Source organism: Flavicella sp., from assembly GCF_029238425.1.
In the GTDB taxonomy this organism is placed as follows: Bacteria; Bacteroidota; Bacteroidia; order Flavobacteriales; family Flavobacteriaceae; genus Flavicella.
Map to the genome: position 1 here is coordinate 1 of NZ_JAQWGB010000114.1, position 12,757 is coordinate 12,757.

Below are 12,757 nucleotides of genomic sequence, written 5' to 3' on the forward strand. Positions count from 1 at the left end.
ACTTCTGTGATGTTTCCATCAGCGTCTTTTACAACGTCATTGGCTTTAATGATATACGTGTTTTTTAAACGTACTTCTCCGCCTAATTTCAGTCTAAAGAATTTTTTATTTGCTTGTTCTCTAAAATCTTCCTTTTCAATATAAATTTCTCTTGAAAAGGGAACTTCTCTAGAGCCTGCATTTTCGTCTTCAGGATTGTTTTCAGCAGTAACCCACTCTTCTTTTCCTTCAGGGTAATTTGTAATTACTAATTTTATAGGATCTAAAACAGCCATTACTCTTGGTGCTGTTTTGTTCAAATCATCTTTGATACAGAACTCTAACAAGGCAACATCAGTAACATTGTCTCTTTTAGAAACTCCTGCAGTTTCACTAAATTTTCTAATAGATGCTGGCGTATATCCTTTTCTTCTCAATCCAGAAATAGTAGGCATACGAGGGTCGTCCCATCCGTTTACAACTCCTTCTTCAACAATTTGGAGCAATTTACGTTTACTCATTACAGTATAACTTAAATTTCTACGAGCAAATTCTCGTTGTTTTGGTCTCAGGTTTTTAGGGTCTATTACTTGGTCAACATACCATTCATATAGGTCTCTATGACTTTTAAATTCTAAAGTGCATATAGAGTGCGATACTCGCTCTAAGTAATCCGATTCACCATGAGTCCAATCGTACATAGGATAAATACACCAATCATTTCCTGTTCTATGGTGTTCCTTTTTTAAAATACGGTACATGATTGGATCACGCATATGCATGTTTACATGTTGCATGTCTATTTTCGCTCTTAAAATATGAGAACCTTCTTCAAATTCCCCATTCTTCATTTTTAGGAACAAGTCCAAGTTTTCTTCTACGGATCTATCTCGATTCGGACCATTTACCCCAGGTTCCGTTGGAGTTCCTTTTTGAGCAGCCATTTCTGCAGAAGACTGATTGTCTACATAGGCTTTCCCTTCTTTGATCAGTTCTATTGCCCAATCATATAATTGTTGGAAATAATCAGATGAGAAAAATTCTTGATCCCATTGAAAGCCTAACCATTGTACGTCTTTGCGAATAGCGTCTACATATTCCTGCTCTTCTTTTGCAGGATTTGTATCGTCAAAACGTAAATTTACAGGTGCGTTGTATTTCAATCCCAAACCAAAATTTAAGCAAATAGAAGCGGCATGACCGATATGTAAATATCCATTTGGTTCTGGTGGGAATCTGAAACGTAGCTTCTCTTGTGGTAAACCATTGTTTAAATCTTCTTCAATGATTTGTTCTAGAAAGTTCAAAGACTTTTTTTCTTCTGTCATCTTCAACAAGTTGAAATGTTAATTAAAGGCACAAATTTACAGAAAATAGGGGGAATAGAGGTGTAAATTTATGCTGAACTTTTAAAAATTCTTGCTTCCAAATGCGGAAAATTCAGATTTTTTTTGTATACTAAAGAGTGCATTTTTTGATGCCTAGTAACTATTGTTTCACCTTAAATTTATGAATTATGATGGACCAAACTTTAGATTCTAGTATGTCAGGAGGTGATTTAGGTAATCTTAAATCTCCTACAGGATGGGGAAGACAGCATTATGCAGGAAAGAGAATTCGAAAATTAAAAAATTACCGAACCGATCTTTTTAGACCAAATGAGTTAAAGCGTATGTCTTTTATTCAGCGTTTTGTTGCCCAGCATATTAGTGGATTAAAATTGCGAAAAAGAGATGGAACCTTCTGAAGGTTTTGAAAATGTCGAAGTAAATTTTTTACTTCGACATTTTTAGAAAATAAGAGTTTCTGTTTTCAGTTTCTTGAATGTGAATTGCTAAATTTGCATTCAAATTAAGAATATGGGAATAATAAAAGTTGAAAATATCCGTACCTATTCATATCATGGATGTTTGGAGGAAGAGGCAAAAATTGGTTCTGATTATAGAGTTGATATTGAGGTGAAAGCAGATTTAAAAAAATCTAGCAAGTCTGATAAATTGGCTGATACAGTTGATTATGTTCATTTAAATTTAATTGTAAAAGAAGAAATGGATATCCGTTCTGAATTGTTAGAACATGTGGCAAAAAGAATACAGGATAGGATTTTGAAAGAGATTCCAATGGTTTCCAGAGTAAAAACGGCAGTTTCTAAAATCAATCCACCCATAGGAGGTGATGTAGAACAGGTAACCATTGTGTTGAAAAAGAGTAGGAAATAAGAGGCTTTCCATTGATTTTTAGTGGGTTTAATTTTTGACAAGAGAAAAAATAAATATTTCGATAAAAAAATCTTGTGCAAATTGGAAAAATAACTAAATTTGCAGCCTTAATGGCGTTGTGGCCGAGTGGCTAGGCAGTGGTCTGCAAAACCATCTACAGCGGTTCGAATCCGCTCGACGCCTCCAAGTAAAACCATCTATCATTTCGATAGGTGGTTTTTTGTTTTTAAGAAAACTTCTTCTAAGATTCTTTCATGGTGAAATTTATACGACTCGCTTGTGTTAAAGGAATATGTTAAACTATGTTTTTTAGCAGGTTTAATTATTTGAAAAATATTTAGCTTTGTTTCAGAGAGTTATAGTCAAGCTTGTTTTTATTTGTCAATAAGTTTGATTTTAAATATTACGGACATAGTGCCGTTTTTAAATAATTATATAGTCGATGAAAACAATTGTATTTACGGATTTAGATGGAACCTTTTTAAATCATAACGATTATTCCTTTGAAGCATCGATTGAGTCATTAGAAAAAATCTTTAACGAAGATATTCCTTTGGTTTTTACAACCAGTAAAACCAAAGTTGAGGTTGAAGAATTGCAAAAAAAAGTGGGGATAAAAGAACCTTTTATCGTTGAAAACGGTGCCGCACTTTACATTCCTAAAAATTATAAGAAATATGATTTTTCTTTTTTAGAGTCTGTAGGAGAGTATCATATTTTACAGTTAGGAGTTTCATACGAGCAGGTATTAGATTTTTACAATTTGTATAAGGATGAGTTTCAGATGTTGGGATTTAGTGACATGACTATTGCGGAAGTAGAGGAGTTGACTGGGTTGCCAAGTGAGGCTGCTAAAACTTCAAAACAAAGAGGTTTTACTGAGCCTTTTGTGATAAAGGACGCTAGAGTTGTTAAGAAAATACAGGAGTTGGCAGAAAAACATCAATTAAAAATAACCAAAGGCGGGAGGTTTTATCATTTAATAGGAGAAAATCAAGACAAAGGAAAAGCAGTAAAAAAATGTGTTGCAATTTTTGAGAAAATATATAATGATACGATTAACTCAATCGGTTTAGGAGACGGAGATAATGATATTCCATTGTTGCAAAATGTGGATGTTCCAATCGCGATTCAAAACAACAAAGGAGGTTATGTAACAATAGAAAACCCAAAACTTCAAAAGTCAAGTTTTAAAGGAGCAAAAGGGTGGAACGAAATGATATTGAAAAATGTATAGATCTGAATTAAAGGAAATTTATTTCCAGGCATTAAATAAAATAGAAGCAGCTTCTCTTATCAGTAATAATATTTCTGTCAGTGGGGATATTGTAACCATTGCGGGCAATGAATATTTACTTAAAAATAATTCAAAATGTTTTGTTTTTGGAGCAGGTAAGGCAGCTTACGATATGGCAAAAGAGTGTGAAATAGTTTTGAAAGATAAAATTTCTGGAGGAGTTGTAGTTTCGACTTCTGTTGGAGAGCTTTCATACTTAAAACATTTTACATCTACACATCCCTTAGTTTCTGAAAAAAGTATTGAGGCAGCTACATTATTGATTGACGGAATGTCTGAATTAAATGAAGATGATTTATTTGTTTTTCTTTTATCAGGAGGAGCATCAGCAATGATAGAAAAACCAATTACAGGATTGACTCTGGATGATTTTATTAAAATTTCATCGGCATTATTGACTTCTGGAATAGATATAAAAGCGCTCAATACGGTTAGAAAATCTATCTCTGATATAAAAGGAGGTAAGTTGGCAAATCGAATCAAGGCAAAAGGTGAAGTTTTGGTTTTAAGTGATGTAATAGGAGATGATCTTGATACGATTGCATCTGCACCTATGAATAACGGGAAATTCTCACATCATATAATCGGAAACAATAAAATTGCCTTAGAACAAGCGAAAAAATATATAAGTCCAAAAGTTGAAATTGCGGAAATAATAACAACCACCATGGAGATGGATTCTGTATCAGCCACAGATTATATAAGTAATGAAATAAGAAAGTACGATAAAAATTACGAGAGCTTTTGTATCTTGTTTGGAGGAGAAACAACCACTGTAGTTAATGGTAATGGGTATGGGGGAAGGAATCAAGAATTAGCATTACGATTGCTTTTGTCAAATTCTTTAAACGAAAACATAGAGGTATTATGTGCAGGAAGTGATGGTATTGATGGTAGATCAGAAGCCACAGGAGCTTTTTTAGATCCTGGAATTTTAAATAAAATAGAACAAGCTAAATTAAATCCAGAAACCTATTTAAAAAATAGTGACAGCAACACTTTTTTTAAATTATTGGGGTATGATTTTGTTACCGGAATAACCGGAACAAATGTGATGGATTTTGTAATCATATTAAAAAAATAAACTAAACATGTCAGATTTTTTTCAAAATGGAGTGATAACAACACTTCAAAATTTAGGAGGTAGAAGTATAGAGGATATTGAGTCGGAACTTGAAAAACTTAGCAAAAGAAGAGGAATGGTGTTGTTGTTACCAGCACTGTATTCTGAGTTTGAAACTCCTTCAATGCAAAAAATAATCGATGAGCTAAAAAACGTAAAATATTTGTACAAGATTATTTTAGGACTTGATCAAGCGACAAAAGAGCAGTTTGAAAAAGTAAAAAAAATGATGTCGGTTCTTACTTGTAGGGTAGATGTTTTATGGAACGATGGACCAAGAATAAAAGAGCTTTATGCTGATTTAACAGCAGAAGGATTTCCTGGACTGGAAACACCAGGTAAAGGGAGAAATGTATGGACAATGATTGGCTGTGCATTGTCGGATAAAGATGCATATGCTTTTGCTCTGCATGATTGTGATATTGTAAATTATACTAGAGAAGTTCCCGCAAGATTATTTTATCCAATTGTACATCCAGCTTTGGATTTTGAATTTAATAAAGGCTTTTACTCCAGAGTTACCAATAAATTGCACGGTAGAGCAACAAGGTTATTGTATACACCATTGATCAATTCGCTGGCTAAAGTATATGGAAACAATAGGTATTTGGATTATATGGATAGTTTTAGGTACTCTTTATCTGGAGAGTTTTCATTTATAAGAACCTTGGCAAGAGGAATCGCAATCTCTCCAACTTGGGGGCTTGAAGTTTCTACTTTGAGTGAAGTGTATAAAAACACTTCCAACAGAAGAATTTGTCAAACTGAGATTATGGAAAGTTATGAGCATAAGCATCAGGATCTTGGAAGTCAAGAGGGGAAGAATGGAATTTATAAAATGGCAAATGATATTTCAAAAACACTGTTTAGAGTGTTGTCTCAAGAGGGAGTTGTGTTTTCAAAAGGTTCTTTTAAAACTTTGTTAGCTACTTATTTTCAAGAATCAAGATTTGAAATATCCAAATACAATGCTTTAAGTAAATTGAATAATTTGGATTATGTTCGAGAAAAAGAAATCAAAGCTGTAGAAGCTTTTCAAGATGCGATAAAAGATGCTTCAGAAGAATTTTATGAAGATCCTATGGGAACGGCTTCTTTGTCGTCTTGGATTACAGTAAGATCTGTAATGCCGAATTTCTCAGAAAAATTTGTTGAATACGTTAGACTAGATAATGAATAATATGAAGCACATTTCAGACAAAAACCACACCATAAATAAAAGGTTACACAAGTTGTACGGACCAGAAATGGCTCCCCGTGCAGTGGATAGTATTATTGATTTAATTTTTAAATACAAATCAAGAATACAATCAAAAGCATATCAATTAACGGAAAAAGATGTGATATTGATTACCTATGGAGATCAGGTAAATAAGGATTATGAACCTTCGCTACAAACTTTAAAAGGCTTTATGGATAAGCATTTAAAGGGGGTTGTGAATTCGGTTCATATTTTACCTTTTTACCCTTATTCTTCTGATGATGGGTTTTCTGTTGTGAATTACAGCGCTGTAGACCCGAAAATGGGTTCTTGGAGAGAAATAGAACAAATAAGTGGAGAGTATAGATTGATGGTTGATGGTGTTATCAATCATATTTCTCAGTTTTCTGATTGGTTCAAAGCCTTCTTAGAAGGAGATCCTTATTTCCAAGATTTTTTTACAGAAGTGGATCCTTCCGTAGATTTGAGCAAGGTGGTAAGACCAAGAGCTTTGCCTTTGCTGAGTGAGTTTGTAGATAGCAAAGGTGAGTCTAGGCATGTATGGACTACTTTTAGTAAAGATCAGGTAGATTTAAATTATAAAAGTCACCGTGTTTTAAGGAATGTGTTGGATGCCCTTTTTTACTATGTAGAAAAAGGCGCAACCCTAATTAGGCTAGATGCCATCGCATTTATTTGGAAAGAAATAGGAACGGAATGCGTGCATTTAGAGCAAACGCATGAGTTGATTCAACTGATGAGAGAAGTATTGCATGAGGTGGCTCCTGAAGTAATCATTATAACAGAAACCAATGTACCACATCATGAAAATGTTTCCTATTTTGGAAGTGGAGATGATGAAGCTCAAATGGTTTATAATTTTGCTTTGCCTCCATTATTGGTTCATTCTGTGTTAAATAGTAATACGGAGACACTTACAAAATGGGCTAAAACGCTTACACTTCCAAGTGATAAAGTATGTTTCTTTAATTTTACCGCAAGTCATGATGGGATTGGATTGAGACCTGTAAAAGGGGTTTTAACAGATGAAGAGGTACAATATATTGGAGATACTGTTAAAGAACATGGAGGGTTGGTTTCTTATAAAACCGATGCAGATGGAAGTAAAAGTCCGTATGAACTGAACTGTAGTTATATTGATGCATTGACACACCCAAGTGAAGCTGATGAGATTCGATACAAAAGAATGTTATTGGCACAGGCAACTGTATTGGCGATGCCGGGTGTTCCGGGGGTATATTTTCATTCTTTAGTGGGGTCTAGAAATTACCATGATGGAGTAAAACACTCTGGAGTTAACAGGACAATCAATAGAGAAAAATACAATATAGATTGGTTAGAAAAAGAATTGGAAGCTGAAGGAAAGTTGCCAAAAAGAATTTTAGAAACCTATAAAAAAATAATTACTATTCGTATCAACGAAGCCGCTTTTAATCCCTTCGGTAAATTCGAGTTTTTAGATTTAGGAACTGCTCTTTTTGTAGTGGATCAACATAGTGTTAATGGTGATGATAGAGTATTGGCAATCCATAATTTTTCCAATCAAGAGGTTACCTGTGTTTTACCTGAAAAGATTCAGTTTCCGTTAAAAAATATATTGGAATTAGATGCTTCAGAAGAAACAATATACGAGAGTCCATCAATAAAATTAGCACCTTATCAGATGCTTTGGCTTAAGGGGAATATTAAATAATTTTGCAATTGGTTCAGGAAGTGGAACGAATATTAAAAAATCACCTTTTGTATGATGGGTGGTTTTTTTGTTTTCTTTAACATACTAACTTTTTTTTATTCCTCATTTTTGTAAGGTTTTTAAGAGGAAACTTCCGTTATAAATTGTATTTTGCTGTTCCCCTTGCTAATTAAATTTTATGAAAATTTACCCTATCGAAACTGGAAATATCAAATTAGACGGAGGAGCTATGTTTGGTGTTGTGCCAAAAAGTATTTGGCAGCGCACAAATCCAGCAGATGCAAATAACATGATTGATTTGACCATGCGTTGCTTGTTGATTGAGGATGGGAACCGATTGATGTTGATAGATACAGGGATTGGAAACAAACAATCAGAAAAGTTTTTTGGTTATTTCAATCTTTCTGGGGATTTTTCTTTAGATAGTTCTTTGGCTAAATTGGGTTTTCATAGAGATCAAATAACAGATGTGTTTCTAACACATTTGCATTTCGACCATTGTGGTGGTGCTATCGAATGGAATAAAGATAAAACGGGATACCTACCAGCTTTTAAAAACGCAGTATATTGGTCCAATAAAGAGCATTGGCAATGGGCTACAGTGCCAAACCCGAGAGAAAAAGCTTCCTTTTTAAAAGAAAATATTTTGCCTATACAAGAATCTGGTCAATTGCAGTTTGTTGATTTAAAAGGGCAAAATTTTATTTCTAATTCTGAATTGAATTTTGGGATTTTGAGTGTTGATGGACATACTGAAAAACAAATGATTCCTCATATTCAATACAAAGGGAAAACCATTGTGTTTGCGGCAGACCTGTTACCGACAGTTGGTCACCTACCATTACCTTATGTGATGGGATATGATACAAGACCCTTGCTTACGATGAATGAAAAGTCCTTGTTTTTAAATGAGGCTGCAGATAAAGAATTTATTTTGTTTTTAGAACATGATGCTCATAATGAGCTGTGTACTGTAAAACAAACCGAGAAAGGAGTGCGTCTCCAAAATAGTTATACTTTTAACGAAGTGTTCAGTTGATTTATTAAAATATAGAATATGAAATTATTAAAACCGCTTTATGTAACCACATTAATTACGGCAACTCTTGTGAGTTGTAAATCAGTTCATAAAATCCCAGTTCCAGTTGCTGTACAAAACGGAATAAATATTAGTGCTAAAAATGTAGCATTAACTGAAGAGGAAAAACAAAGATGGGGACATGCAGATATTGCCACGGATACGATTCCGGGGATGAGTGTTTTGCAGGCGTACGAGTTTTTAAAAGGAAAAGAATCTACTGAAGTAATTGTTGCGGTAAATGATTCTGGTATCGATTTAGATCATGAAGATTTGAAAGATATATTGTGGGTAAATCCTAAAGAGATTGCTGGAAACGGAATTGACGATGATAAAAATGGATTTATAGATGACGTTCATGGATGGAATTTCTTAGGGGATATATATGATGAAAATCTTGAGATTACTAGAATTATCAAATTGAAATCTGAAAAATTCGATGGAAAAACGGAGTCTGATATCGATGCAAAAGATAAAGCGGAGTACGACGAGTACATGGAATTGAAAGAGATTTTTGACAAGAAGTTAGGTGAAGCGGCTTCTGAGAAAGAAAAATATGCTTTCTATTTGAATATGTTTGAAACCTCTCATAATGCCATGGTTGCCAATACTGGTAAAGAGGACTATGAACTTTCTGATGTTGAAGCCATTGTTACAGAGGATGCGATGCTTTTAAAACAAAGAGAGTTGGCAATGAATGTTTTGAAAGGCGGAACAAGTATTCCTGCGGAAATGAAACAAATTAAAAGAGGAGTAGAGCATTATACCTCTTCAGTTGATAGTCATTACAATCTTGATTTTAACCCAAGAAAAGATTTATTGGGTGATGATGAAAATGATATGAGTACGAAGTACTATGGAGATGGAAACCCTAAAAATCATCAAGATGATGAGATTCATGGAACTCATGTAGCTGGAATTATTTTGGCTACAAATGATAATAATAAAGGAGTAGATGGTGTTGCGAAAAATGTAAAATTGATGTCAGTTCGTTGTGTGCCAAATGGAGATGAATATGATAAAGATGTTGCTTTGGCATTTAGATATGCTGTAGACAATGGAGCGAAGGTAATCAATACAAGTTTTGGTAAAGGATATTCTATGCATGCGGATTGGGTTCATGAAGCTATAAAATATGCTGAAAAACATGATGTGTTGATTGTGAATGCAGCTGGAAATGATGCAGATAATATTGATGAGGTTGCTTCTTATCCAAATGACGCGCCAGATATGAAGGAAGAAATTTCTGATAATATGATTACTATTGGTGCCATGGGTTCTAGCTACGATGAGCATATGTTGGCTACTTTTTCTAATTATGGTCAAATCAATGTTGATGTATTTGCTCCAGGTGTTCAAGTGTATGCAACCGTTCCAAATAATGAATATCAATATTTAAGTGGTACTTCTATGGCATCTCCGTCAACAGCAGGAGTTGCTGCCATGATTCGTTCTTATTACCCAGAATTATCAGCAAGTCAGGTAAAACATATTTTAATGAATTCAGGTACGGTGATTAATTTTAAAGTAATCAAGCCGGGAACGGAAGATGAGTTGGTTGAATTGTCAGATTTGTGTGTTTCAGGAAGAATTGTAAACGCATACAACGCGGTTAAAATGGCAGAAGAAATGACTGCTAAGAAAAAGAAAAAATAATTTTTAGATTCCTTGTTTTATGAGAGTTATCCTATCCTTGCTTAGTATTTGTTTTTCTGTAGTTACTTTTGCTCAAAATACAACCTACTGGCAGCAGCATGTTTCCTATGTAATGGATATTGATATGGATGTGAAGTCCAATCAATACAAAGGGAAACAAAAGTTGACTTATACGAATAACTCTCCTGACGTTTTAGATAAGGTATATTATCATTTGTATTTTAATGCTTTTCAACCTGGAAGTGAGATGGATATTCGTTTGCAGAATATTCAAGATCCTGACGGTAGAATGGTTGACAAGTCTGGAACAGACGAGAATCCAATAGTTACGAGTAGAATTTCTGTTTTAAAGCCAGATGAAATTGGATTTATCAAAGTGGTGTCTTTGGTTCAAGACGGAAAAAAGGTTACAACTCATCTTGATGGGACGATTTTAGAGGTTGCTTTGCATACTTCTATTCAACCAGGGGAGTCCACTGTTTTTGAAATGGAGTTTTTGGGGCAAGTTCCGTTACAGATTAGAAGAGCAGGAAGAGATAACAAAGAAGGTGTTGCACTGTCAATGGCACAATGGTATCCGAAGCTTGCAGAATATGATTTTGAAGGTTGGCATGCCAATTCATATATAGCAAGGGAGTTTCATGGTGTTTGGGGAGATTTTGATGTTACTTTACATATAGATAAAAAATATATTGTTGGGGGATCAGGGTATCTTGAAAACGCAAATGAAATAGGTTATGGTTATGAAGATGATGGTGTCAAAGTAAAAAGAATAAAAGGTAAAAAATTGTCTTGGCATTTTATAGCACCTAATGTGCATGATTTTACCTGGGCAGCGGATCCAAAATTTACACATGATGTGTTGGATACGGAAAGCGGTACAAAACTTCATTTTCTTTATAAGAAGAAAATGGAGAAAGAGTACTTGAAAAACTGGAAAGATTTGCAGCCTAAAACAGCGGAATTGTTGACTTACTATAATAAGAACATAGGAGCTTATCCATACAAGCAATATTCAGTAATTCAAGGAGGTGATGGAGGAATGGAATATGCCATGTGTACTCTAGTTACCGGAGAACGATCTTTTGGGAGTTTGGTGGGAGTAGTAGCGCATGAAATGGCACATTCGTGGTTTCAATTTGTGTTGGCTACAAATGAGTCTAAACATCCATGGATGGATGAAGGTTTTACTACCTATATATCAAGTCATGCTGAAAATCAAGTGTTAAATGAGGCTAAGGTAAATCCGTTGGAAGGTTCTTATAAAGGGTATTTTAATTTGTTGAGTTATAATATTGAGGAACCTTTGACAACCCAGGCAGATGCCTATCATTATAACTTCGCTTATGGGATTGCAGCATATAGCAAAGGGTCTATTTTTCTATCACAATTAGAATATGTGATCGGGAAAGAAAATGTTGCAAAAACCTTGTTGAAATATTACGAAGATTTTAAATTTAAGCATCCAACACCGAATGATATAAAAAGAACGGCTGAGAAAATTTCTGGAATTCAATTAGATTGGTATGTAAACTATTGGACAGAAACAAAGCACACAATAGATTATTCAGTATCTGTTAAAAACTCAAATACAGTTGTGTTAAATAGAATTGGTAGAATGCCAATGCCAATAGATGTGAAAGTTACTTATGATGATGGTTCAACAGAGGATTTTTATATTCCTTTAAAAATGATGCGAGGAGCAAAACCAACACAAGCCAAGCGGTTGGAAAGTTGGGCATGGGTAGCTCCTGCTTATGAATTTGTGGTTTCAAAAAATATCCTGTCGGTTCAGATAGATCCATCAGGCTTGATGGCAGACATGGCACCTGAGAATAATCAGTTCCCAAAATTGGAAGATAAATAATAGGACAGCATTTTGCTTTTATGGTGGATTTCTTACTGTTGTATTTTAATAAGATGCTCTCTTTGACTAAGGAAGAGGAGCTTGCGGTGGTTTCCTGTTTTAAGCATAGAAAGGTCAAACGTCGACATTTTTTGTTAGAAGAAGGACAGGTGTCCAAATTCAATACATTTGTTGTGAAAGGCTGTTTTAAAATGTATTTTGTTGATGAGAAAGGGAAGCAACATAATTTACAATTTGCCATTGAAAATTGGTGGATTGGAGATATAGGAAGTTTTCATAGCGAAGAACCGAGTAGGTTGTACATTGAGGCACTAGAGGATTCAATTGTGTTAGAAATTAGTAAAGAGGACCAACTGAGTCTTTTTGTGAACTATCCAAAATTTAATAGAATTTTTAGGGTTTTTACCGAAAATGCTTTGGTGAGCTCACAGAGAAGAATTCTTCAAAATATTAGCTCCACGGCCGAGGAACGGTATTTGGATTTTTTAAAACGTCATCCTTATTTTTTTGAACGTATTTCTAACGTTCAAATAGCTTCTTATTTGGGAGTTACTCCAGAGTTTTTGAGTACTATCCGAAAAAAAATAGCCACAAATTAGTTATTTCAAATGTTTTCTTAAGGT

General features: G+C 34.3%; 11 protein-coding genes and 1 tRNA gene. 11 read left to right on the top strand and 1 reads right to left on the bottom strand.

From position 1 onward, the window contains the following. The coding region (glnS, locus tag P8H68_RS08525) for a glutamine--tRNA ligase (protein WP_300323508.1) at window positions 1–1,307 on the bottom strand (1,307 nt) is incomplete at its 3' end. 188 nt (window positions 1,308–1,495) lie between these two features. On the opposite strand from glnS, the gene P8H68_RS08530 reads away from it, so the two are divergent. The 11 genes from P8H68_RS08530 to P8H68_RS08580 all read left to right on the top strand — a co-directional run bounded on the left by P8H68_RS08530 (window position 1,496) and on the right by P8H68_RS08580 (window position 12,733). Beyond that, a complete protein-coding gene (locus P8H68_RS08530; RefSeq protein ID WP_300323511.1) occupies window positions 1,496–1,726 on the top strand; it encodes a hypothetical protein in 231 nt (76 codons plus the stop codon). 112 nt (window positions 1,727–1,838) lie between these two features. Next, the gene (folB, locus tag P8H68_RS08535; protein WP_300323514.1) at window positions 1,839–2,198 is read left to right on the top strand and encodes a dihydroneopterin aldolase; all 360 of its coding nucleotides are present in this window, start codon (window positions 1,839–1,841) and stop codon (window positions 2,196–2,198) included. Window positions 2,199–2,310: 112 nt separating this feature from the next. Beyond that, window positions 2,311–2,384 (top strand) — tRNA-Cys (locus P8H68_RS08540). Window positions 2,385–2,640: 256 nt separating this feature from the next. Then, entirely contained in the window at window positions 2,641–3,435 is a 795-nt protein-coding gene (locus P8H68_RS08545; RefSeq protein ID WP_300323517.1) for an HAD-IIB family hydrolase, read from the top strand. Further along, complete coding sequence (locus P8H68_RS08550; protein WP_300323520.1) at window positions 3,428–4,579, top strand: DUF4147 domain-containing protein; 1,152 nt, start codon at window positions 3,428–3,430, stop codon at window positions 4,577–4,579. Before P8H68_RS08545 ends, P8H68_RS08550 begins: the two co-directional genes overlap by 8 nt. Window positions 4,580–4,586: 7 nt before the next feature. Beyond that, window positions 4,587–5,798 carry a glycosyl transferase gene (locus tag P8H68_RS08555; protein WP_300323523.1) on the top strand — a complete coding sequence of 404 codons (1,212 nt, stop codon included), beginning with the start codon at window positions 4,587–4,589 and terminating at the stop codon, window positions 5,796–5,798. Between the two features lies 1 nt (window position 5,799). Next, window positions 5,800–7,533, top strand: coding sequence for a sugar phosphorylase (locus P8H68_RS08560; RefSeq protein WP_300323526.1), 1,734 nt, complete (start codon window positions 5,800–5,802; stop codon window positions 7,531–7,533). Between the two features lie 178 nt (window positions 7,534–7,711). After that, entirely contained in the window at window positions 7,712–8,572 is an 861-nt protein-coding gene (locus tag P8H68_RS08565; protein WP_300323529.1) for an MBL fold metallo-hydrolase, read from the top strand. 18 nt (window positions 8,573–8,590) lie between these two features. Next, a complete protein-coding gene (locus P8H68_RS08570) occupies window positions 8,591–10,267 on the top strand; it encodes a S8 family peptidase (RefSeq protein WP_300323532.1) in 1,677 nt (558 codons plus the stop codon). Window positions 10,268–10,286: 19 nt separating this feature from the next. Further along, the gene (locus tag P8H68_RS08575) at window positions 10,287–12,134 is read left to right on the top strand and encodes a M1 family metallopeptidase (RefSeq protein WP_300323535.1); all 1,848 of its coding nucleotides are present in this window, start codon (window positions 10,287–10,289) and stop codon (window positions 12,132–12,134) included. 20 nt (window positions 12,135–12,154) lie between these two features. After that, window positions 12,155–12,733 (top strand): Crp/Fnr family transcriptional regulator, encoded by a 579-nt coding sequence (locus tag P8H68_RS08580; protein ID WP_300323537.1) that lies wholly within the window; start codon window positions 12,155–12,157, stop codon window positions 12,731–12,733. The last annotated feature ends 24 nt before the right edge of the window (window positions 12,734–12,757 follow it).

Coding starts and splice junctions, on each gene's coding strand:
- folB (WP_300323514.1), top strand. CDS start 1,839: ATGGGAATAATAAAAGTTGAAAATATCCGTACCTATTCATATCATGGA.
- P8H68_RS08530 (WP_300323511.1), top strand. CDS start 1,496: ATGATGGACCAAACTTTAGATTCTAGTATGTCAGGAGGTGATTTAGGT.
- P8H68_RS08580 (WP_300323537.1), top strand. CDS start 12,155: ATGGTGGATTTCTTACTGTTGTATTTTAATAAGATGCTCTCTTTGACT.
- P8H68_RS08575 (WP_300323535.1), top strand. CDS start 10,287: ATGAGAGTTATCCTATCCTTGCTTAGTATTTGTTTTTCTGTAGTTACT.
- P8H68_RS08560 (WP_300323526.1), top strand. CDS start 5,800: ATGAAGCACATTTCAGACAAAAACCACACCATAAATAAAAGGTTACAC.
- P8H68_RS08565 (WP_300323529.1), top strand. CDS start 7,712: ATGAAAATTTACCCTATCGAAACTGGAAATATCAAATTAGACGGAGGA.
- P8H68_RS08545 (WP_300323517.1), top strand. CDS start 2,641: ATGAAAACAATTGTATTTACGGATTTAGATGGAACCTTTTTAAATCAT.
- P8H68_RS08555 (WP_300323523.1), top strand. CDS start 4,587: ATGTCAGATTTTTTTCAAAATGGAGTGATAACAACACTTCAAAATTTA.
- P8H68_RS08550 (WP_300323520.1), top strand. CDS start 3,428: ATGTATAGATCTGAATTAAAGGAAATTTATTTCCAGGCATTAAATAAA.
- P8H68_RS08570 (WP_300323532.1), top strand. CDS start 8,591: ATGAAATTATTAAAACCGCTTTATGTAACCACATTAATTACGGCAACT.